This is a genomic window from Streptomyces actinomycinicus (assembly GCF_016741775.1).
GTDB classification, from domain to species: Bacteria; Actinomycetota; Actinomycetes; order Streptomycetales; family Streptomycetaceae; genus Streptomyces; species Streptomyces actinomycinicus.
The window spans coordinates 87013-108653 of record NZ_JAERRK010000013.1 but is presented as its reverse complement, the minus strand read 5'-3'; the positions used below and the strand labels follow the sequence as shown (position 1 = coordinate 108653).

At 71.1% G+C, this 21641-nt stretch carries 17 protein-coding genes and 2 pseudogenes; 14 read left to right on the top strand and 5 right to left on the bottom strand.

From position 1 onward, the window contains the following. Positions 1-169 precede the first annotated feature (169 nt). The 5 genes from JK359_RS23940 (at position 170) to JK359_RS23920 (ending at position 5947) form a co-directional block, all read left to right on the top strand. Entirely contained in the window at positions 170-1609 is a 1440-nt protein-coding gene (locus JK359_RS23940; protein WP_201839267.1) for a gamma-aminobutyraldehyde dehydrogenase, read from the top strand. A gap of 168 nt (positions 1610-1777) precedes the next feature. Beyond that, positions 1778-2971: an ABC transporter substrate-binding protein gene (locus tag JK359_RS23935; RefSeq protein ID WP_201839264.1), complete on the top strand. Its 1194-nt coding sequence runs from the start codon at positions 1778-1780 to the stop codon at positions 2969-2971. A 122-nt stretch (positions 2972-3093) separates the two neighbouring features. Further along, positions 3094-3927: a hypothetical protein gene (locus JK359_RS23930; RefSeq protein WP_201839261.1), complete on the top strand. Its 834-nt coding sequence runs from the start codon at positions 3094-3096 to the stop codon at positions 3925-3927. After that, positions 3924-5297, top strand: coding sequence for an FAD-dependent oxidoreductase (locus JK359_RS23925; RefSeq protein WP_201839245.1), 1374 nt, complete (start codon positions 3924-3926; stop codon positions 5295-5297). Before JK359_RS23930 ends, JK359_RS23925 begins: the two co-directional genes overlap by 4 nt. A 119-nt stretch (positions 5298-5416) precedes the next feature. Then, positions 5417-5947 (top strand): hypothetical protein, encoded by a 531-nt coding sequence (locus tag JK359_RS23920; RefSeq protein ID WP_201839240.1) that lies wholly within the window; start codon positions 5417-5419, stop codon positions 5945-5947. Positions 5948-6126: 179 nt separating this feature from the next. On the opposite strand, the gene JK359_RS23915 is transcribed toward JK359_RS23920, so the two are convergent. From JK359_RS23915 to JK359_RS23905, 3 genes and pseudogenes are all read right to left on the bottom strand, one after another. Next, positions 6127-7266: a serine hydrolase domain-containing protein gene (locus JK359_RS23915; RefSeq protein ID WP_201839237.1), complete on the bottom strand. Its 1140-nt coding sequence runs from the start codon at positions 7264-7266 to the stop codon at positions 6127-6129. A 205-nt stretch (positions 7267-7471) separates the two neighbouring features. Continuing rightward, positions 7472-8170: a glycerophosphodiester phosphodiesterase gene (locus JK359_RS23910; protein ID WP_201839234.1), complete on the bottom strand. Its 699-nt coding sequence runs from the start codon at positions 8168-8170 to the stop codon at positions 7472-7474. Positions 8171-8214: 44 nt separating this feature from the next. Further along, a pseudogene (locus JK359_RS23905) lies at positions 8215-9414 on the bottom strand (adenosine deaminase). A gap of 24 nt (positions 9415-9438) precedes the next feature. On the opposite strand from JK359_RS23905, the gene JK359_RS39305 reads away from it, so the two are divergent. Continuing rightward, positions 9439-10449, top strand: a complete 1011-nt coding sequence (locus JK359_RS39305) for a DUF4190 domain-containing protein (RefSeq protein WP_236678329.1) — start codon at positions 9439-9441, stop codon at positions 10447-10449. Between the two features lie 83 nt (positions 10450-10532). Here the strand turns inward: JK359_RS39305 and ybiA are convergent, their stop codons facing one another. Further along, complete coding sequence (gene ybiA / locus JK359_RS23895) at positions 10533-11096, bottom strand: riboflavin biosynthesis intermediates N-glycosidase (RefSeq protein WP_201839228.1); 564 nt, start codon at positions 11094-11096, stop codon at positions 10533-10535. A 209-nt stretch (positions 11097-11305) separates the two neighbouring features. On the opposite strand from ybiA, the gene JK359_RS23890 reads away from it, so the two are divergent. From JK359_RS23890 to JK359_RS23855, 8 genes are all read left to right on the top strand, one after another. Next, on the top strand, positions 11306-12841 hold the full coding sequence (locus JK359_RS23890; RefSeq protein ID WP_201839225.1) for a gamma-aminobutyraldehyde dehydrogenase: 1536 nt from the start codon (positions 11306-11308) through the stop codon (positions 12839-12841). Between the two features lie 50 nt (positions 12842-12891). Next, on the top strand, positions 12892-14139 hold the full coding sequence (locus JK359_RS23885; RefSeq protein WP_201839223.1) for a polyamine ABC transporter substrate-binding protein: 1248 nt from the start codon (positions 12892-12894) through the stop codon (positions 14137-14139). Further along, positions 14136-15296: an ABC transporter ATP-binding protein gene (locus JK359_RS23880; RefSeq protein ID WP_201839221.1), complete on the top strand. Its 1161-nt coding sequence runs from the start codon at positions 14136-14138 to the stop codon at positions 15294-15296. The genes JK359_RS23885 and JK359_RS23880 overlap by 4 nt, the downstream gene beginning before the upstream one ends. Beyond that, the gene (locus JK359_RS23875) at positions 15296-16225 is read left to right on the top strand and encodes an ABC transporter permease (protein ID WP_201839219.1); all 930 of its coding nucleotides are present in this window, start codon (positions 15296-15298) and stop codon (positions 16223-16225) included. The genes JK359_RS23880 and JK359_RS23875 overlap by 1 nt, the downstream gene beginning before the upstream one ends. Beyond that, the gene (locus tag JK359_RS23870) at positions 16226-17026 is read left to right on the top strand and encodes an ABC transporter permease (protein WP_201839217.1); all 801 of its coding nucleotides are present in this window, start codon (positions 16226-16228) and stop codon (positions 17024-17026) included. A 21-nt stretch (positions 17027-17047) separates the two neighbouring features. Beyond that, a complete protein-coding gene (locus JK359_RS23865) occupies positions 17048-18478 on the top strand; it encodes an NAD(P)/FAD-dependent oxidoreductase (protein WP_201839215.1) in 1431 nt (476 codons plus the stop codon). A gap of 111 nt (positions 18479-18589) precedes the next feature. Continuing rightward, positions 18590-19033 carry a bifunctional DNA primase/polymerase gene (locus JK359_RS23860; protein ID WP_201839213.1) on the top strand — a complete coding sequence of 148 codons (444 nt, stop codon included), beginning with the start codon at positions 18590-18592 and terminating at the stop codon, positions 19031-19033. A gap of 132 nt (positions 19034-19165) precedes the next feature. After that, entirely contained in the window at positions 19166-20965 is a 1800-nt protein-coding gene (locus JK359_RS23855) for a chitinase (protein ID WP_201839210.1), read from the top strand. Here JK359_RS23855 and JK359_RS23850 read toward each other — a convergent pair. Beyond that, positions 20907-21563 (bottom strand): annotated as a pseudogene (locus JK359_RS23850) (phosphatase PAP2 family protein); the annotation flags it as partial. The gene JK359_RS23855 and the pseudogene JK359_RS23850 overlap by 59 nt on opposite strands. Positions 21564-21641 lie beyond the last annotated feature (78 nt).

Here is a 21641-nt window from a genome sequence, read left to right as displayed (position 1 = left end):
AATCCGTTGTTTGAAGGACCTGAGCTTGCGGATTTCGCAGATCGGGTCGCGGCGGGGGTGTTGAAAACGTCGGTACGCCGATTAGGGTGGGGTGTCTCAGCGACTGGACAGCCCGAGCAGCTGGACAGGCTGGGCGCTCAAACCCTCGAACCAGATCAGGAGGCCGGCAGTGAGCACCGAGCTGCGTCGTCTGCGCAACTACATCGACGGTGAGTTCCGGGACGCCGCCGACGGACGGACCACCGAGGTGGTCAACCCCGCCACGGGCGACGCGTACGCGACCGCGCCGCTGTCCGGGCAGGCGGACGTGGACGCCGCCATGGAGGCCGCGGCCCGCGCCTTCCCGGCGTGGCGCGACACCACCCCGGCCGAGCGGCAGAAGGCCCTCCTGAAGATCGCGGACGCGTTCGAGGAGCGCGCCGAGGAACTGATCGCGGCCGAGGTGGAGAACACGGGCAAGCCGGTCGGGCTCACCCGCTCCGAGGAGATCCCGCCGATGGTCGACCAGATCCGCTTCTTCGCGGGTGCGGCGCGACTGCTCGAGGGCCGCTCGGCCGGCGAGTACATGGACGGGATGACCTCGATCATCCGCCGCGAGCCGGTCGGCGTCTGCGCCCAGGTGGCGCCGTGGAACTACCCGATGATGATGGCCGTGTGGAAGTTCGCCCCGGCGATCGCCGCGGGCAACACGGTCGTCCTGAAGCCGTCGGACACCACCCCGGCCTCCACCGTCCTGATCGCCGACATCATCGGCTCGATCCTGCCCAAGGGCGTCTTCAACGTCATCTGCGGCGACCGCGAGACCGGCCGTGCGATGGTCGAGCACGCGACCCCGGCGATGGCCTCCATCACCGGCTCGGTACGCGCGGGCATCTCGGTCGCCGAGTCCGCCTCCAAGGACGTCAAGCGCGTCCACCTGGAGCTGGGCGGCAAGGCCCCGGTCGTCGTCTTCGAGGACACCGACATCGCCAAGGCCGTCGAGGACATCTCCGTGGCCGGCTTCTTCAACGCCGGCCAGGACTGCACGGCCGCGACCCGCGTCCTCGTCCAGGAGTCCATCCACGACGAGTTCGTCGCCGCGCTCGCCAAGGCCGCGTCCGAGACCAAGACCGGCCAGCCGGACGACGAGGACGTGCTCTTCGGCCCGCTGAACAACCCGAACCAGCTGAAGCAGGTCTCCGGCTTCATCGACCGTCTCCCGGCCCACGCCAAGGTCGAGGCGGGCGGCCAGCAGGTCGGTGACAAGGGCTACTTCTACGCCCCGACCGTCGTCTCCGGCCTGAAGCAGGACGACGAGATCGTCCAGAACGAGGTCTTCGGCCCGGTCATCACCGTCCAGTCCTTCTCCGACGAGGACCAGGCCGTCGAGTGGGCCAACGGCGTCGAGTACGCCCTCGCCTCCTCGGTGTGGACCAAGGACCACGCCCGCGCGATGCGCATGTCCAAGAGGCTCGACTTCGGCTGCGTGTGGATCAACACCCACATCCCGCTGGTCGCGGAGATGCCGCACGGCGGCTTCAAGAAGTCCGGCTACGGCAAGGACCTGTCGGCGTACGGCTTCGAGGACTACACGCGCATCAAGCACGTGATGACGTCCCTGGACGGCTGAGCCGTCCCCGGCGGCTCCGGCCGCCGTCCGGGCGCGGGGGCGCGGGAAGCCGGTCGCACGGCTTCCCGCGCCCCCGCGGCCGTTGGTCGACAGGGTGTCAGGCAGCTCCGGCGTCACTCGACGCACCGTCGATTGTCCGCCCGTCCGGCGGGACGGCATGCTTCGGGGGTGTCCCAGACTTCCTCCCGCAAGCCCGTGTTGTCCCGCCGTTCCCTGCTGAGCGCCCTCGGCGGCACCGCTGCGCTCGGCGCCCTGGCCGGCTGCGGGGTACCCGCCGCCTACGTCGAACCCGGCGACCGGGCCGTGACCGACGAGTCCGCGGCCGACAAGAAGCTGACCTGGGCGAACTGGCCGCTCTACATCGACACCGACGACGACGACCCCAACCGGCGGCCCACGCTGGACGGGTTCGAGAAGCGCACCGGGATCTCCGTCGACTACGCCGAGGAGATCAACGACAACGACGAGTTCTTCGGCAAGATCAGCCCCGCGCTGATGAACCACCAGACCACCGGCCGCGACCTGATCGTCATCAGCGACTGGATGTGCGCCCGGTACGTCCGGCTCGGCTGGGTCCAGAAGATGGACCGCTCCCGCCAGCCGAACGTGGCGGAACACCTCGACCCGCTGCTGCGCTCGCCCGCCTTCGACGAGGGCCGCCTGCACACCGTGCCGTGGCAGTCCGGAATCACCGGCATCGCCTACGACCGGCGCAAACTCGGCCGCGAGATACGCAGCGTCGCCGACCTGTGGGCCGAGGACCTCAAGGGCCGCGTGACCCTCCTGTCCGGTCTGGACGAGTCCTTCGCGCTGCTCATGCAGGGCAACGGCGTCGACATCACCCGCTGGACCCCGCACGACTTCCACCAGGTCTGCGATCAGATCGAACGGCAGGTGCACCGCGGTCAGATACGCCGCTTCACCGGCAACGACTACACCAAGGACCTGGTCAGCGGGGACGTCCTCGCCTGCCAGGCGTACTCCGGCGACGTCATCCAGCTCCAGGCGGACAACCCCGACATCCGCTTCGTCGTCCCCGAGGAGGGCGCCGAGCTGTGGTCGGACTCGCTGATGATCCCCGACCGTGCCCGCCACAAGGCCAACGCCGAGCGCCTGATCGACTACTACTACGAGCCCGAGGTCGCCGCGAAGCTCGCCACCTGGGTGAACTACGTCTGTCCGGTCCCGGCGGCCCGTGACGTCCTGGCCGACGCGAAGGACGCGGAAACCGCGGCCCTCGCCGACAACCCGCTGATCTTCCCGGATTCCGGCATGCGCGACCGCCTGGCCATCGCCCGGGACATCACGTCCACGGAACGCACCGAGTTCGCCAGACGCTGGAACAAGATCGCGGGGCTCTGACCGCGGGCCGGACACGGCCGGAAAATCCGTCATGGCAGCGGAGAACCACCCTCTACGATCGTCGGGTCCGCCGGCCGGCCGCCGCTCTTACGGCGCCGGCCGCTGTCGAGGGGGAACCGGGTGTGACCGTGGCGTGGCGATGGCACAGGCAGCGGACCGAGGGACCCGGATCCGGTGACGCACCGACGGCCGCACCGTCCCGCGAGGACGGCTGGGAGAGCTGGCTGCGCCGGTCACCCGCCGGGGCGGAGCTGCGGCAGTGGTGGCGGGACGAGGGAAACCGCAACCTCGCCCGCGTCGGCCCGGAACGCTACCGTGAGCACCTCGCCGAACTGCTGTCCCGCGCCTCGCCCCGCGACGTGGCGGCGATGGGCATCGGCTGCACACGCCGTGCCGACCGGCCCTGCCGGGACCCGCGGACGTGCGGCCAGGATCCGCCGGCCGGCCGGGTGGGCCCCATCCGGAACCGCATGGGGCCGCTGCCCGGAGCGTGCGCCGGATTCACCGACTGCTGGACCGCGTACGGCATCGACGTGGCCTTCACCCCCGACGACGCGCACCGCGCCGTGCACGTCCTGCACCCCTCGGGCCGCTGCATGCTCTGGGTCGACGGGGTGCGGGTCGCCGAGGGGGCCGCGCTGGAGCATTCCGGCTACTGGGCGGACGAGCGGTTCTACGTCGTACAGGCCGCGGGACCGCGGAACCACCCGGAGCAGCACATCGCCATGGGCAACCTGGGCTGGAACATCCTGTCGCTGGTCGTCCACGACGCCGCGCGCGTCACCACACGGGTGCTGGAGCCCGAGGCCACGCAGACGTGGACCTCGCCCGTGCTGCGGGTGGACGGCCGGACCCTGTGCGTCTACCCGGATCCCGAGGCGGGTGAGGACGCCCCGCCGGACCGCGTCCTCCCCGTCGAGCCGCTGCCGTCACCGTGCAAGGGAGAAGACTCATGACAGCAGAACGCCCGTGGGGCAGGGCCGTGGTCGTCGGCGGCAGCTATGCGGGGCTGGTGACCGCCCGCGTGCTGGCCGACTTCTTCGGCGAGGTCGTCCTGGTCGAACGCGACGCCGTCGACGAGGACACCGGCACCCACCCGGGCGCCCCGCAGGGCCACCACGCGCACGCGATGCTGGCCAGGGGCGGCGAGATCCTGGAGCGGCTGTTCCCGGGCCTGCGCGAGGAGTTGCGGCAGGCCGGGGCGCCGGTCTTCGACTACGGGGAGGACGTCGACTTCCTGCTGCCCGCCGGGTTCGCGCCCCGCAAGCGCACCGGCATCCGGATCCAGAGCTTCACCCGCGACGAACTGGAACGCCGGCTGCGCCGCAAGGTGCTCGCGCGGCCCGAGATCACCCTGCGGGCCTCCACCCGGTGCACGGGACTGACCCGGGACCCCGCGGGCCGGGTGAGCGGGGTGACCTGCGCACGGCAGGGCACGGACGAGCCGTTCGAGGTGACCGCCGACCTGGTGGTCGACGCCTCCGGCCGCTCCAGCGCGCTGGGGGACTGGCTGGGCGCGATGGGGATCGCCGTGCCGCCGAAGCGGACCGTGAAGGCGAAGGTCACCTACACGTCCATGAAGTTCGACCGGCCCGGCGACGGCCACCCCGACCACCCGGACTACTACGTCGCCTATCAGATGCCGTTCGCCCCCCAGGTGTCCCGCGCCGGAGTCCTGCTGGCCGTCGAAGGCAACCGGTGGACGTGCTCGCTGTTCGGGTTCGAGGAGCAGCCGCCGACCGACGACGAGGGCTACCTGGCCTACGCGGAGAGCCTGGGCAATCCGCGGCTGGCCCGGCACATCGCCCGGCGCACCGTCCAGGAACCCACCCACCGCTACACCAACGTCGAGAACCGGTGGCGGCTCTACCACAAGGTGCGGGACTGGCCGGACGGGCTGATCGCCGTCGGCGACTCCGTCTGCGTCTTCAACCCCGTCTACGGCCAGGGGCTGACGGTGGCTGCGATGGAGGCGGAACTGCTGCACGGGATGCTGGCCGGCCGGCGCGCGGCGGGGAAGTCACCGGCCGGGCTGGCCGGTGACTTCCAGAAGAGGCTGGGCCGCCTCCTGCTGGCCCCGTGGACGCTGTCCACCAACGCGGACCTGATGTGGAGTCCCGAACACGCGCCGCCGGCCGCGCGGTTCGCCCACTGGTACAACGCGCACCTCTTCCGCGCGGCGGTGCGGGACGCGGCCGTGTGGTCGCGGTTCGCCCGGGTGGTGAACATGGTGGCTTCCCCGGCCGTTCTGTTCCATCCGGCCGTGGCCCTGAAGGTGCTGGCGGCCGCGTTCGCCGCACGGGGGAAGGGAAGTGAGGGGGCGTAGGCCGGGTACGGGGAGTCCCGAGGCCGGGGGCGAGCCGGCTCCGGTGGAGACCCGCGCGGGGCGCAGGCCGTGACCGGAACCAGTTTTGAACACGTTCAAATAAGGCGTACGCTCGTGCCATGAGCGACAGAGCCGCCCTGCTCAAGGGCATTCGCGTCTGGCTGGTCTTCTTCGTGGTGTGCCTCGTGCTCAGCGGGGCCACCGCCTTCCCCCTGGTGCACGAACTGCGCTGGACCGAGGGTGTTCTGCGGGCCCTGTCCGTGCCGGAGCACGCGCCGGGGCTCATGGAGTGGATCACGCGGGTGCGGCACGGACTGGACACCGCCGACGCCGAGTACCCGTTCGTCCTCTACGGCACCGACTGGCTGGCCTTCGCCCACCTCGTCATCGCCGTCGCCTTCTACGGCCCGTACCGGGACCCGGTGCGCAACATCTGGGTGATCGAGTTCGGGATGATCGCCTGCGCCGGGATCATCCCGCTCGCCCTCCTCTGCGGTCCCGTCCGCGGGATCCCCTTCTGGTGGAGCCTGATCGACATGTCCTTCGGGGTCTTCGGCGTCGTCCCGCTGTACGCCGTGAGGAAGAAGATCAAGCGGCTGGAGACGCTCGGCGTGCCGTCCGCGCCCGCGGCCGCCGCCGTGGCCGGCTGAACCGGGCCGGCTCGAAACAGCCGCCGGCCGCCCCCGGTCAGCCGCTGAACCGGCCTCGCCGGCTGCCCCCGGTCAGCCGCTGAGCCGGCCTCGCCGGCTGCCCCCGGTCAGCCGCTGAGCCGGCCTCGCCGGCCGCACCCGGTCAGCCGCTGAGCCGGCCTCGCCGGCCGCACCCGGCCTCAGCGGTTGAACGCGGGGAAGCCGAAGCGCTCGGCCGTGGCGGCGCCGTCGCCCTTGGCGTCGGTGGAGTTGACCGAGTAGACCAGCGTGCGGGACAGGTCCCGGGTCGCGGCGATCACCGTGGCGTAGCCCGGCCGCGAGCCGGTCTTGCCCCAGATCACCTTGCCGCCGACCTCGAACCGCTGCAGCGCCGCCCCGTACTGGGCGCCGGGCACCCGGGGCAGGGTGAACATCTCCCGCAGCTGCGGCTCGGGCACCACCCGGCCCCGGAACAGGCCCACCAGGAGCCGTTCCAGGTCGGCGGTGGTCGAGATCAGGTCGCCGGCCGCGAAGCGATCGGACATGTTCCAGTCGGTCACGTCCACGAGCCTGCCGTCGATCCAGTCGTAGCCGCGGTTGTGCGCCCCGTGGATACGGGGGTCCGGGCCGGCCGGGAAGGAGCTGTGCCGCATGCCGAGCGGCCGGAAGATCCGCACCGCGGCCTGGTGCGCGTACGAGTCGCCGGTCACCTTCTCGATCAGCAGCCCGAGCACGGTGTAGTGGATGTTGCCGTAGTGCTGCTCGGTGCCCGGTGCGTACGCCGGACCGTCCGCGACGGAGGCCGCCACCACCTCGCGGGGCGTCAGCGTCTCGAAGCGGTGCGGGTAGGTCTCCTCGACCGTGTCCCCGAGGGGCCCGCCCGGACCCAGGCCGCTGGTGTAGTTCAGCAACTGCCGCACGGTGACCGGATCCTTGAAGTCCTTGGTGAGCAGGCCCGGCAGGTACTCCTGCACGGTGCCGTCGAGGTCGATCCGGCCCTCCGCGACCAGTTGCAGCACGATGGCCGCGGTGACCACCTTCGTCACCGAGCCGGCCCGGAAGCGGCCGTTCTCCAGGGCCGGTGCCCCGGTCCGTACGTCCCGCACGCCGGCCGTGCCGCGCCAGGTCCCGTCACCGCCGACGCGCAGCAGCGCGGCGGTGGCATCGTGGTCGGGCAGTCCGGCGATCGCGGCCGAGAGGGCCTCGGTGTCGGGTCCGGCCGTGGTGCCGGCGGACACGGACGGCGCCGGCGCGGCGAACGCCGGGACGGCCAGCGGGCCGGCGGTCAGCACGGTGACGAGACCGGCGGCCAGGAGGGTGGTGCGGCTTTTCCGGCGCATGAAGGGCTCCTCGAGGAGATCGCGAAAGATTCGTGATCATCTTCCGGCGGCCGGCCGTCGTCCGGATCCTCACCGGGGAGGGCGCACGACCCTGGCCCGCCCCTCGGTCAACTCCGTATTCGGCTCGGGGAGTTGACCGGGTTCACCCCTACGGGGCGCCGGTGTTCGTCAACCGGGCACGGGGACCCCACGGTTCGCCATCCGTCTACGGGGCGGTGTCCGCCTGTGCGGTGCGCAGCGTGTGCAGGACGTCGATCCGGTTCGTCGTGATCGAGTCGACACCCAGGTCCAGCAGCCGGCGCATGGAGCGGGGGGTGTCCGGGGTCCACACGGACAGCAGGAAGCCGTCGCGGTGGATGCGGGCGGCCAGGTCCCGGTCGACCAGTGAGAAGCGGTAGTTGAGCCAGCGCGGGCGCACCGCGGCCAGCAGCGCGGGCCGCGGCGGGGCCAGGGTCGTCCAGGTCAGGGCGATCTCGGCGGCCGGGTCGGCGGCCCGCACGGCGAGCATCGCCTCGGCGTGCGCGCTGTAGTAGACGCGGTCCTGGGCCCCGCACCGCCGGACCGCGTCCAGGGTCCGCTCGACCGTCCGGCGGCCCACCGGTCCGCACAGGTCCACCATCACCCTGCTGTCACCGGTCGCGGCCAGCGCCTGCTCCAGAGTCGGCACACCGCCCGCCGTCAGCCCGCGCAGTTCCTCGGCGGACAGCGCCTGCAGCGGCCGGTCGATCTCCCACAGCCGCAGCGTCTCGTCGTGCAGCAGCACGGGCACGCCGTCGCGGGTGAGCCGTACGTCGATCTCGACGGCGTCCGCGCCCTGGTCGAGCGCGGAACGCAGCGAGTCGAGGGTGTTCTCACGGAAGCGGTAGGGGGCGCCGCGGTGGGCCACGGCGGTCACGGTCTGCATGGCCCCCATTGTGGCGGGCCGGTGCGTGTGCCCGGCCCCTGCGTTCAGCCGGCCAGCCAGGCGGCGGTGTAGGTGTCGATCTCCTCGGCGATCCGCGCCTTGCCGGCCGGGTCCAGGAACGAGGCCTCGACGGCGTTCTTAGCGAGGCCGGCGAGACCCCGCTCGTCCAGCTCCAGGAGCCGGGCTGCCACCGCGTACTCGTTGTTCAGGTCGGTGCCGAACATCGGCGGGTCGTCGGAGTTGATCGTGACCAGGATCCCGGCCCGGGTGAACTCCTTGATCGGGTGCTCCTCCAGCGTGCGGACCGCGCGGGTGGCGATGTTGGAGGTCGGGCAGACCTCCAGCGGGATCCGGTGCTCGGCCAGGTGTGCGAGGAGCTTCGGGTCCCGCGCGGAGCTGGTGCCGTGGCCGATCCGCTCGGCGCCCAGCTCGTTCAGCGCGTCCCACACCGTCTCCGGGCCGGTCGTCTCGCCGGCGTGCGGCACGGAGTGCAGTCCGGCGGCGATGGCCCGGTCGAAGTACGGCTTGAACTGCGGCCGGGGTACGCCGATCTCCGGCCCGCCGAGCCCGAACGACACCAGGCCCTCCGGGCGGACGCGGTCGTCGGTGGCCAGCCGCGCGGTCTCCTCCGCCGACTCCAGCCCGGCCTCGCCGGGAATGTCGAAGCACCAGCGCAGCACGGTCCCGAACTCGGCCTCGGCGGACTTGCGGGCGTCCTCGATCGCGGTCATGAAGGCCTTGTCCTCGATCCCGCGCCGGGTGGAGGAGAACGGGGTGATGGTCAGCTCGGCGTACCGGACCTGCTGCCGGGCCAGGTCGCGGGCCACCTCGTAGGTGAGCAGCCGGACGTCCTCCGGGGTGCGGATCAGGTCCACGACCGACAGGTACACATCGATGAAGTGCGCGAAGTCGGTGAAGGTGAAGTAGTCGACCAGCGCCTCGGGGTCGGTGGGCACCTTGGAGTCGGGGTGGCGGGCGGCCAGCTCGGAGACGATCCGGGGGGAGGCGGAGCCGACGTGGTGGACGTGCAGTTCGGCCTTGGGCAGCCCGGCGATGAAGGTGCGCAGATCGCGGTCGGCGGTGCCGGTGGCGGGTACGGAGCTGTCGGTCAAGGGGTCCTCCCCGGGAAGGGCGCCCGCGGTACGGCGTCGGCCGCCGGGGCGCGGTGATCGGCTGATCGGTGACGCCGGATCATCGTAGGCCGCGGTCCCTGGCGCACCGGCCTGCCCGTAGCATGGCGGCAGGTCCAGCAGAGGGGTTCTTTCACGATGTCCGACGAGGCGCCGCAGTCCACGCCGGGGGAGCAGACCTCCGGACAGCCGGCCGCGCTGTCCCGGGTCTCGCTGGACAAGGAAGGCGCGGTCGCCGGGGCGGCCCCGGCGACCGGCGGGGGCCCGCCGGACGCGGCGCCCTCGGACGTGCCTCCGGGGGCGACGGTCGGTGCGGCTCCCGGACCGGCCTCGGTCCACGACCAGCAGACACTGACCTCCCTGCCGACGGCCCCGGCCGCACCCGCCGCCGCGCCCGCGCCCTGGGCCAGCCCGGCCGGCGGCTCCGCCGCCCCCGCTCCCTCCGCTTCCACCCCCCAGCCGAACCCGTTCGCCCCGCCCTCGGCTTCCACCCCCCAGCCGAACCCGTTCGCCCCGCCCTCGGCTTCCGTGCCCCAGCCGAACCCGTTCGCGCCTCCGGCCCCCTCCCTGCCGCAGCCGAACCCGTTCGCGCCTCCGGCCCCCTCCGGCCCCCAGCCGAACACTTTCGCGCCCCCCGCGTCCGGGGCGGCGGCTCCGGCGAATCCGTTCGCCCCGCCCGCCGGCTTCGCGGCGCCCTACGCCCCGCCGGCCTCTGCCGCCGCACCCCACGGGGGAGCGGAACCGGTGCCCCCGCCGCCCATCGCCCCCGACGGTCCCGGGCAGGTGCCCTACGGCTACCCGGGCACCGCCCCGTCGTACGGCTATCCGGGGCCGCAGCAGACCCCGTACGTCCCGTACCCCACCGGGAACGGCTACGGCTGGCCCGTCGGCATGCAGCTGCCGGCGAGCAACGGCATGGGCACCGCCTCGCTGGTGCTGGGCATCCTGTCGGCGGTCGGCTTCCTGATGTGGCCGGTGGCTTTGGTGCTCGGCATCCTTGCGGTGATCTTCGGCGGCATCGGCCGCGGCAAGGCCGGCCGGGGCGAGGCGTCCAACCCGGGCGTGGCGCTGGCCGGCATCATCTGCGGTGCCGTGGGGATCGTCCTGGTGGCCGTGCTGTTCGCGTTCGCCATCGCGGCGAACTCCTGACATCCTCCCCGGACCCCTGACATCCGCGCCGAACTCCTGACATCCGCCCCGACGACCGGCCGGGTGACCGGGACGGAGACCGCTCAGGCCCCGGCCCCCGCCAACCGCTCGCGTGCCTCCATCAGGGCGAAGCCCAGCAGGTTCGGGCCCCGCCAGCGCTCGGGGTGCATGGCCGCCTCGTCGTTCGCGGCCAGCCCGATGCCCCACACCCGGTCCACGGGACTGGCCTCCACCAGCACCCGGTTCCCGGTGTTCAGCAGGAACGTCCGCAGGTCCTCGTGGGCCGCGAACTTGTGCACGCTGCCCTCGACCACGATCCGGAAGCGCTCCCGCTCCCACACCGCGTCGTCGAAACCCCGGACCAGCCGGCCGGCCTTCTTCGCCTCGGCGGGATGCTCCGCGGCCAGGACCAGCCGCTCCGCCTCCGCGTCCTCGAACAGCCGGGCCTTGGCCGCCATCATCCAGTGCTCGGCCGTCGCGTAGGAGATCCCGTCGACCACGAACGGTGACGGCCACCACTGGCTCAGACAGCTCGCGCCGATGCGGCCGTCCGGCAGCGGCCGGTGCCCCCAGAAGTGGAGGTACCTGACCCGGGACCCCGCCCGGACCTCCTTGATCAGGGCGTCCACCCCGTCGATCTTTCCCATGCATGCGAGTGTGGCACGCACCACTGACACTCCGTCCGTCCTTTTCCGCGACGACTCGACATCTGGTCGACAGATTCCGTCGCGTAACCAAAAGGCAACAACGGAATCACTTGTTGGACGCTAGGTGCTCTGTCAGGATCGGCACTCAAATCGAGCTGGAGCTACGCCACCCACCCCCCGGGACGGGGCGCACGGCGGAGGAGAGCGACATGCACAACCCGGGCACCGCCACCCCGGAACGATTCCCCGCGCAGGACCGCTTCGCGGACGGCGCGCAGTTCATCGCGGGCCGCCTGACCAAGGGCACCTCGGGGCAGACCCACACCGTGGTCGACCCCGCGACCGGCGAGGGGGTGTACACCTACGAACTGGCCGGCCGGGACGACGTCGACGCGGCCGTCGCCGCGGCCCGGGCCGCCTTTCCCGGCTGGGCCGCCGCCACCCCGGGCGAGCGTTCGGACGCCCTGCACCGGTTCGCCGCCGTGCTCGCCGAACGCGCCGAGGAGTTCGCCCGCGCCGAGTCCCTCCAGTGCGGCAAGCCGCTCAAGCTCACCCGCGAGTTCGACGTGCCGGGCACCATCGACAACACCGCCTTCTTCGCGGGCGCGGCCCGGCATCTGCAGGGGCAGTCCGCCGGTGAGTACTCGGGCGACCACACCTCCTACGTCCGGCGCGAGCCCATCGGGGTCGTCGGGTCCATCGCACCCTGGAACTATCCGCTCCAGATGGCCGCCTGGAAGATCCTCCCGGCGATCGCCGCGGGCAACACCATCGTCCTGAAGCCCGCCGAGCTGACCCCGCTCACCTCGCTGCTCTTCGCCCAGGCCGCCACCGACTCGGGCATCCCGGACGGTGTGATCAACATCGTCACCGGGACCGGCAAGGAGGCCGGCGAGCACCTGGTCGGCCACCCCGACGTGGCCATGACCTCCTTCACCGGGTCCACCCCCGTCGGCAAGCGCGTCGCCGAGGTCGCCACCGCGACCGTCAAGCGGCTGCATCTGGAGCTGGGCGGCAAGGCGCCGTTCGTCGTCTTCGACGACGCCGACCTGGAGGCCGCCGTGCACGGCGCGGTCGCCGGTGCCCTCATCAACACCGGGCAGGACTGCACGGCCGCCACGCGCGCGTACGTGCAGCGCCCGCTCTACGACGCCTTCGTGGAGCGGACGGCCGCCCTGATGGAGACCGTACGCCTCGGCGACCCCTTCGCTCCCGGCACCGACCTCGGGCCGCTCATCTCGCACGTCCAGCGGGACCGGGTCGCGGGCTTCGTGGACCGGGCGCGTGCCTACGCGCGCGTGGTCACCGGAGGCGAGGCCCCGAAGGGCGACCTGGAGAACGGCGCCTACTACCGGCCCACCCTGATCGCCGACGCGGCCCAGGACAGCGAGATCGTCCAGTCGGAGATCTTCGGTCCCGTACTGGTCGTTCTGCCGTTCGATGGCGATGATGAGGGCATCGGGCTGGCCAACGACACCCCCTACGGTCTGGCCGCCTCGGCGTGGAGCACCGACGTGTACCGCGCCAACCGGGCCACCCGCGAGATCAAGGCGGGCTGTGTCTGGATCAACGACCACATCCCGATCATCAGCGAGATGCCGCACGGCGGTTACAAGGCCTCGGGCTTCGGCAAAGACATGTCGGCGTATTCATTCGAGGAATACACGCAGGTCAAGCACGTAATGTTCGACAACACCGCGGTTGCCAGGAAGGACTGGCACCGCACCATCTTCGGGGACCGATAGAGACGACCGGGCCGGACCAGGCCGACCCCTCCCGAAAGGGCACCACGCGCATGGAGCAGTACCAGCCCGACCGCCTCACCCCGGCCCAAGCGGCCGCCATGCGGCGCAGTCTGCGCAACGGCAGGGCCGCCATGACCCGCCGCTCGCTGCTGCGGGCCTCCGCGGGCGGCGCACTCGCGGCCGGCGGCCTCGGGGCACTGAGCGCCTGCGGGATCCCCGCGGCCGGAAAGAGCCAGGGCGGCACCTCGGCCCAGGACCACTCGGCACAGGAGAAGGTGGTGAACTTCTCCAACTGGACCGAGTACATCGACGTCGACGACAAGGGCAAGGGCCACCCGACGCTCGACACCTTCCGGCGCCGGACCGGCATCACGGTCAAGTACACCGAGGACATCAACGACAACAACGAGTTCTTCGGCAAGCTCAAGCCGCAGCTCGCCGCGGGCCAGGACACCGGCCGCGACATCATCGTCCTCACCGACTGGCTGGCCGCCCGGCTGATCCGCCTGGGCTGGGTGCAGAAGCTGGACCCGTCCCACCTGCCGCACGCCTACACCAACCTGTCGCCCCAGTTCCGCGACCCGGACTGGGATCCCGGGCGGGCGTACTCGTACCCCTGGCAGGGCATCTCCACCGTGATCGCCTACAACAAGAAGGCACTCGACGGCGTCGAGGTGAAGTCGGTCTCCGACCTGCTCGACAACCCGAAGCTGAAGGGGCGCGTCGGCTTCCTGTCGGAGATGCGCGACTCCATGGGCATGACCCTGCTCGACATGGGCAAGGACCCGGCGAAGTTCACCGACGACGACTTCGACGCGGCGATCGCCCGCCTCCAGAAGGCCGTCGACAAGGGTCAGATCCGCCGCTTCACCGGCAACGACTACACGTCCGACCTCACCAAGGGCGACCTCGCGGCCTGTGTCGCCTGGGCGGGTGACGTGGTCCAGCTCAAGGCGGACAGCCCGGACGTGGACTTCGTCATCCCGGACAGCGGCTACATGACGTCGACCGACAACCTGTGCATCCCCAACAAGGCCCGTCACAAGACGAACGCCGAGCGGCTCATCGACTTCTACTACGAACCCGCGCAGGCCGCCGCGCTCGCCGCCTACATCAACTACGTGACACCGGTCGACGGTGTGAAACCGTACCTTGCGAAGATCGACGAGGACGCGGCGGGCAATCCGCTGATCGTCCCCGACAAGGCCATGCAGGCGAGGTCCCACGCCTTCCGCTCCCTGAGCCAGAAGGAAGAGACGACCTACGAAGAGAAGTTCGCGAAGCTCACAGGGGCGTGACGACGATGAAGACGACACCAGACAACAGCGGCGACGTCCGCCTCTCCGGAATCTCCAAGACGTACGGCTCCTTCACCGCCGTGCACCCGCTGGACCTGACCGTGCCCGAGGGCTCCTTCTTCGCCCTGCTCGGCGCATCCGGCTGCGGCAAGACCACCACGCTGCGCATGATCGCGGGCCTGGAGGAGCCGTCGACGGGCACGGTCTGCCTCGGCGACCAGGACGTCACCTACCTCCAGCCGTACAAGCGACCGGTCAACACCGTCTTCCAGTCCTACGCACTCTTCCCGCACCTGGACATCTTCGAGAACGTCGCCTTCGGCCTGCGCCGGCGCGGCATCAAGAGCGTGAAGAAGCAGGTCGAGGAGATGCTGGAGCTGGTCCAGCTGGGCGAGCAGGCGCGCAAGAAGCCGCACCAGCTCTCCGGCGGCCAGCAGCAGCGCGTCGCGGTGGCCCGTGCCCTGATCAACCACCCCAAGGTGCTGCTCCTCGACGAGCCGCTCGGCGCCCTGGACCTGAAGCTGCGCCGCCAGATGCAGCTGGAGCTGAAACGCATCCAGACCGAGGTCGGCATCACCTTCGTCCACGTCACGCACGACCAGGAGGAGGCCATGACCATGGCCGACACGGTCGCCGTGATGAACGCGGGCCGGGTCGAGCAGCTCGGCGCCCCGACGGAGCTGTACGAGAACCCGCAGACCACCTTCGTCGCGAACTTCCTCGGCACCTCCAACCTCATCGAGGCCGAGGTCGACACCAGCAACGGCGACGACATCGTGCTGAAGGCCGGCGGCGGCAAGCTGGTGCTGCCCGCGGAGCGTTGTTCCGCCCCCGCGACGGCCGGCGGCAAGGTGCTGGTCGGCATCCGCCCCGAGAAGATCGCGCTCACGCACGCCGACGACGCGGGCGAGATCCCGGCGGGCCGCAACCGCCTCAACGGCAAGATCGCCGACGCGAGTTTCATCGGCGTCTCCACCCAGTACGTGATCGACACCCCCGTCTGCGACGAGTTCTCGGTGTACGTGCAGAACGTCGAGCGCGACGGCCGGCTGCTGCCGGGCGCCGACGTCGTCCTGCACTGGAGCCCGGCCCACACCTTCGGCCTCGACGCGGCCCAGGACATCGACGCGGGCACCGAGGAAGAGGTCGCCGCCTGATGTCCACGCTCACCGAGGCGCCCGCGCCGCTCGCCCCCGCGGAGCCGGAGCACAAGCCCCCGCGCAAGCGCGGCCGGTTCACGCCGTACTGGCTGCTGCTGCCCGGCATGCTCTGGCTGATCGTCTTCTTCGCCCTGCCGATGATCTACCAGGCCTCCACGTCCGTGCAGACGGGCTCCCTGGAGGACGGCTACAAGGTCACCTGGCACTTCGCGACCTACTGGGACGCGCTCGGCGAGTACTGGCCGCAGTTCCTGCGGTCCGTCTCCTACGCCGCCGCCGCGACCGTGCTCTGCCTGCTGCTCGGCTACCCGCTGGCCTATCTGATCGCCTTCCGCGCCGGCCGCTGGAAGAACCTGATCATGATCCTGGTGATCGCGCCGTTCTTCACCAGCTTCCTGATCCGCACCCTCGCCTGGAAGACGATCCTCGCGGACAGCGGCGTGGTCGTGCACACCCTGAACTCGCTGCACGTCCTGGACGTGACCAGCTGGCTCGGGTGGACGGCCGGCGACCGGGTCCTCGCCACACCGCTCGCGGTCGTCTGCGGTCTGACGTACAACTTCCTGCCGTTCATGATCCTGCCGCTCTACACCTCGCTGGAGCGGATCGACGGGCGGCTGCACGAGGCGGCCGGCGATCTGTACGCCAAGCCGTGGACCACCTTCCGCAAGGTGACCTTCCCGCTGTCGATGCCGGGCGTCGTCTCCGGCACGCTGCTGACGTTCATCCCGGCGGCCGGTGACTACGTCAACGCCGAACTCCTCGGCTCCACCGACACCCGCATGATCGGAAACGTCATCCAGACGCAGTTCCTGCGCATCCTGGACTATCCGACGGCCGCGGCCCTCTCCTTCATCCTCATGGCCGGCATCCTGGCCATGGTCACGATCTACATCCGCCGGTCCGGGACGGAGGACCTGGTCTAAATGCCCTTCGTCAACTGGCTCAAGCGCCGTCTCGTCGTCATCGCCGGACTGCTGACCCTCGGCTATCTCCTGCTGCCGAACGTCGTCGTCACCGTGTTCTCCTTCAACAAGCCGAAGGGGCGCTTCAACTACGAGTGGCAGCAGTTCTCCACGGACGCCTGGAAGGACCCGTGCGGAGTCGCCGACATGTGCGGCTCGCTGTCCATCAGTCTCCAGATCGCGGTGTGGGCGACGGTCGGCGCCACCGTCCTCGGCACGATGATCTCCTTCGCGCTGGTCCGCTACCGCTTCCGCGCCCGCGGCGCCGTGAATTCGCTGATCTTCCTGCCGATGGCGATGCCCGAGGTCGTCATGGCCGCCTCGCTGCTCACCCTGTTCCTCAACATGGGCGCCCAGCTCGGCTTCTGGACGATCCTGATCGCGCACATCATGTTCTGCCTGAGCTTCGTCGTCACCGCCGTCAAGGCCCGCGTGATGTCGATGGACCCGCGCCTGGAAGAGGCCGCCCGGGACCTGTACGCCGGTCCGGTGCAGACCTTCCTGCGGGTCACCCTGCCCATCGCGGCACCCGGGATCGCCGCCGGCGCGCTGCTGTCGTTCGCGCTCTCCTTCGACGATTTCATCATCACCAATTTCAACGCCGGTTCGACCGTCACCTTCCCGATGTTCGTCTGGGGGTCGGCGCAGCGCGGAACTCCCGTGCAGATCAACGTGATCGGTACGGCCATGTTCCTCATCGCCGTGCTGTTCGTCCTGACCTCGATGGTCGTCACCAATCGCCGTAACAAGCAAAAGGCATAAGCCCCGTAGGGAGTTGAAATCATGGCCCCAAGCGCCATGAGCCGTGGCAAAGACAACTGGATCGCCTCTCTCTCCGAAGCCCAGCCGGTCCCGTACTGGCTGGAAGACCCCGGCAAGCCGCAGGTCGAGCCCGCCCTGACCACCACCGAGACCTGCGACCTGCTGGTCGTCGGCGGCGGTTACAGCGGACTGTGGACCGCGCTGAACGCCAAGGAGCGCGACCCGCAGCGCGATGTGGTCCTGCTGGAAGGCCGCGAGGTGGGCTGGGCCGCCTCCGGCCGCAACGGCGGCTTCTGCGCCGCCTCCCTCACGCACGGCCTGCCCAACGGCCTCGCCCGCTGGCCGGACGAGATCAACACGCTGGAGGAGCTTGGCCGGCGCAACCTCGACGAGATCGAGGCCGCAGTGGCCCGGCACGGCATCGACTGCGACTTCGAGCGCACCGGTGAGATCGACGTCGCCACCGAGACCTACCAGGCCTGGGAACTGCGCGACTGGCACCGCGAGCTGGAGGAGAAGGGCCTGGCCGACGGCATCGAGTTCCTGGACGCGGACGCCGTGCGCGAGCAGGTGAACTCACCCACCTTCGAGGCAGGCCTGTGGGACCGCCGGGGCGTGGCCATGCTCCACCCGGCGAAGCTGGCCTGGGGGCTGAAGCAGGCCTGCATCAGGCTCGGGGTGCGGGTCTACGAGCACACGCCCGCCCTGACCCTGAAGCAGTACGGTGCCGGGATGGCCGTACGCACGCCGTACGGCGCCGTCCGCGCGCGGACCGTCGCGCTCGGCACCAACATCTTCCCGAGCCTGCTGCGGCGCGTGCGGTCGTACACCGTCCCCGTCTACGACTACGCCCTGATGACCGAGCCGCTCAGCGCCGACCGGCTGGCCTCGATCGGCTGGAAGAACCGGCAGGGACTCGGGGACTCGGCCAACCAGTTCCACTACTTCCGGCTGTCCGCCGACAACCGCATCCTCTGGGGCGGGTACGACGCGATCCACCACTACGGCGGCCGGGTCCGGGCGGAGTACGACGACCGGCCGGAGACGTACGCGAAGCTCGCCGGCCACTTCTTCACCTGCTTCCCGCAGTTGGAGGGCGTCCGATTCACCCACGCCTGGGGCGGCGCCATCGACACCTGCTCCCGCTTCTCGGCGTTCTTCGGTACGGCCCACCAGGGGAAGGTGGCGTACGCGGCGGGCTACACCGGGCTCGGTGTCGGCGCGACCCGCTTCGGCGCCGACGTGATGCTGGACCTGCTGGACGGCGAGGACACCGAGCGCACACGGCTGGAGATGGTCCGCAAGAAGCCGCTGCCGTTCCCGCCGGAGCCCTTCGCCTGGACCGGGATCGCCCTCACCAAGTGGTCCCTGGCCCGCGCGGACGCGCACGGCGGCCGGCGGAACCTCTGGCTGCGGACCATGGACCGGCTGGGGCTGGGCTTCGACAGCTGAAGTGTGACCCGGCTCACCCGAACGGGTCGGGTCAACCCGCGTAATGCGCCGGGACGGCCCCCCTCTCCCTCGTGGACGTGACCGCGTCCGTGACAGAGAGGGGGCCTTTCCATGACCGGGCCGAAGACCGCGCTCGAATGGCTGGTGTCCGTAACGCCGGATCCCGAGGCCTGCCGCTGGGAGTGGGAACGCAACCCCCTCGGGGTCGCCCTGCTGCCCGCCGGCAAGGCCTGGGACGTCCTGATCCTGCCGGGTGACCTCGGCTATCCCACCCTGGACGTGCTCACCCGCATCCTCGACCGGCCCGGCCCGGTGCTCGTCGACTTCGGCGACAACCGGGTCGGGTTCTTCGTGCCGCCGGGCACCGCGGCCCGCTGGCTGGGCACCGGCATCCGCAGCGCCGGCCACGGCACCTGGATCGTGGTGCCGTATCCGGGCCGGGCGACCCGCGCCGTGCGCTGGCTGGTGCCGCCGGACGGCTCCGGCCTGCTGACCGATCCGGCGCTGCTGGAACTGGCGATGCACGAGGCCGCCGTCGGCCTGGCCGACGACTGAGTTCCCGGGGGGCCGGACCGGCGCCGGCCGGGCGCGCCGGATCGGTGCCGCGGGGCTTGACAAGCGAATTGGTCTGGACCAAGTTGAGCGCGGTTCCTTCCCCCTCCAATTCCCCGGCGTCCGGAGGCACTTGTGGTACGCGCGAGACCTGTCCTCACCCTGATCACGGCCGCCCTGCTGGCCGTCCCCGGCGTCACCGCGCTCTCGTCGGCCGCCCGTGCGGCCGACACGGACGTCGCGGTCAACGGCGGCTTCGAGTCCGGCCTGACCGGCTGGACCTGCACGGCCGGTACGACGGTCGACTCGCCCGTGCACGGCGGAACCTCCGCGCTGCGGGCCACCCCGGCGGGCAGCGACAACGCCCGGTGCAGCCAGACGGTGACCGTCCGGCCCGACGCCCAGTACACGCTGTCCGGATACGTCCGCGGCTCCTACGTCTACCTCGGCGCGGACGGCACCGGCACCACCGACGTCTCCGCCTGGACCCAGTCCGCGTCCGACTGGCAGAAGCTGAGCACCACCTTCCGTACCGGATCCGGCACCACCAAGGTCACGATCTACACGCACGGCTGGTACGGCACCGGCGCCTACTACGCCGACGACCTCACCCTGGTCGGCCCCGGCGGGGGCGGCACCGGGCAGCCCCCCGCCGCCCCGGCCGGCCTGCGGACCACCTCCGTCACCTCGTCCTCCGTCGGCCTGTCCTGGTCGGCGGTGCCGGGCGCGACGAGCTACGCCGTCTACCGCGACGGGGTCAAGGCCCAGACGGTCACCGGGACTTCGGCGACCGTCTCCGGACTCGCCGCCTCGACCGCGTACGGCTTCCAGGTGACGGCGGTCAACGGCGCCGGCGAGTCCGCGAAGTCCGCCGTGGTGACCGCGACGACCGGGGCCGGCACGGGCGGCGGCCCGGGCGGTCTGCCCGCCCACGCCCTCGTCGGCTACCTCCACGCGAGCTTCGCCAACGGCGCCGGCTACACCCGCCTGTCCGACGTCCCCGACAGCTGGGACGTCATCGACCTGGCCTTCGGCGAACCCACCTCGGTCACCTCCGGGGACATCCGGTTCAACCGCTGTCCGGTCACCGAATGCCCGAACGCGGAGAGCGACGCCGACTTCAAGGCGGCGATCGAGGCCAAGCAGGCGGCCGGCAAGAAGGTGCTCATCTCGATCGGCGGCCAGAACGGCCAAGTCCGGCTGACCACGACGGCCGCGCGGGACACCTTCGTCTCCTCCGTCTCGCACATCATCGACACCTACGGCCTCGACGGCCTGGACATCGACTTCGAGGGGCACTCGCTGTCGCTCGACGCGAACGACACGGACTTCAGGAACCCGACCACACCCGTGATCGTCAACCTCATCTCGGCACTGAAGACCCTCAGGGCCAGGTACGGCTCGGCGTTCGTGCTCACGATGGCCCCGGAGACGTTCTTCGTGCAGAACGGCTACCAGTACTACGGCACCGGCAAGTGGGGCGGCCAGGACCCGCGCTGCGGCGCCTACCTCCCGGTGATCCACGCCCTGCGCGACGACCTCGCCCTGCTGCACGTCCAGGACTACAACTCGGGCCCGGTCATGGGCCTGGACAACCAGTACCACTCCATGGGCGGCGCCGACTTCCACATCGCCATGACCGACATGCTCCTCACCGGCTTCCCGGTCGCCGGCAACCCGGACAACGTCTTCCCGCCGCTGCGCCCCGACCAGGTCGCCATCGGCATGCCGGCGTCGACGAACGCGGGCAACGGCCACGTCTCCCCGGCCGAGGTCACCAAGACGCTGGACTGCCTCACGAAGAGGACGGACTGCGGCTCGTACGCGACCCACGGGACCTGGCCCGCACTGCGCGGTCTGATGACGTGGTCGGTGAACTGGGACCGCTATGCGAACTGGGAGTTCCAGAAGAACTTCGACGCCTACTTCGGCTGATCACCGGGGCGAGGGTGGCCAGCAGCACGGTGCACAGACACCAGCTGGCCACCACGTCCAGCGGCCAGTGCCAGCCCCGGCGCACCAGACCGTACGACACCCCGAGGACGAGCGCCGCACAGCCGGCGACAGCGGTACGGCGGGCAGCGGGCGAGCGGAGCCAGGGCAGCAGGAGCAGGGCCGCGGAGCCGTACGCCACCATCGCCGTCGCCGTGTGACCGGACGGGAAGTAGCCGACGCCCGGGGCCACCACAGGGGTCCCCGGGCGGGCGGTCCAGTCCTTCAGCGGTACGACGATCGCCGGGACCAGAGCCATCAGGAGGGCCGCGCCGAGCGGCGGCAGCCACCACCGGTCCGCACCGGCACCGCGGCCGCGCCAGGCCGCGTACCCGAGGGCCGCGGCGAGCACGGGGAGGGCGACCTGCATGTTGCCGAGGTCGGAGAGCAGCTCGGAGGGCCGGTCCGGACGGACGAGGGCACGGCTGGCGCGGGCGTCCAGGCGCAGCAGCGGGCCGCGGGCCGCGACCTGCCAGGTGATCAGGGCGAACAGGACGGCCGGGACACCGAGGGACAGGGTGCGGCGGACTGAGGTCGACACGGCGCCCAGCTTGGCAGAGACACCCGGGGAGGAGGAGGTCGGCCGCCCCGGAACAGGGGGGGGTGGTTCCGAGGCGGC

Bases quoted from the DNA above. Each gene is read 5' to 3' on its own strand.
- JK359_RS23925 (WP_201839245.1), top strand. From the start codon at position 3,924: ATGACAGCAGAACGCCCGTGGGGCAGGGCCGTGGTCGTCGGCGGCAGC.
- JK359_RS23920 (WP_201839240.1), top strand. From the start codon at position 5,417: ATGAGCGACAGAGCCGCCCTGCTCAAGGGCATTCGCGTCTGGCTGGTC.
- JK359_RS23915 (WP_201839237.1), bottom strand. From the start codon at position 7,266: ATGCGCCGGAAAAGCCGCACCACCCTCCTGGCCGCCGGTCTCGTCACC.
- JK359_RS23910 (WP_201839234.1), bottom strand. From the start codon at position 8,170: ATGCAGACCGTGACCGCCGTGGCCCACCGCGGCGCCCCCTACCGCTTC.
- JK359_RS39305 (WP_236678329.1), top strand. From the start codon at position 9,439: ATGTCCGACGAGGCGCCGCAGTCCACGCCGGGGGAGCAGACCTCCGGA.
- ybiA (WP_201839228.1), bottom strand. From the start codon at position 11,096: ATGGGAAAGATCGACGGGGTGGACGCCCTGATCAAGGAGGTCCGGGCG.
- JK359_RS23890 (WP_201839225.1), top strand. From the start codon at position 11,306: ATGCACAACCCGGGCACCGCCACCCCGGAACGATTCCCCGCGCAGGAC.
- JK359_RS23885 (WP_201839223.1), top strand. From the start codon at position 12,892: ATGGAGCAGTACCAGCCCGACCGCCTCACCCCGGCCCAAGCGGCCGCC.
- JK359_RS23875 (WP_201839219.1), top strand. From the start codon at position 15,296: ATGTCCACGCTCACCGAGGCGCCCGCGCCGCTCGCCCCCGCGGAGCCG.
- JK359_RS23870 (WP_201839217.1), top strand. From the start codon at position 16,226: ATGCCCTTCGTCAACTGGCTCAAGCGCCGTCTCGTCGTCATCGCCGGA.
- JK359_RS23865 (WP_201839215.1), top strand. From the start codon at position 17,048: ATGGCCCCAAGCGCCATGAGCCGTGGCAAAGACAACTGGATCGCCTCT.
- JK359_RS23860 (WP_201839213.1), top strand. From the start codon at position 18,590: ATGACCGGGCCGAAGACCGCGCTCGAATGGCTGGTGTCCGTAACGCCG.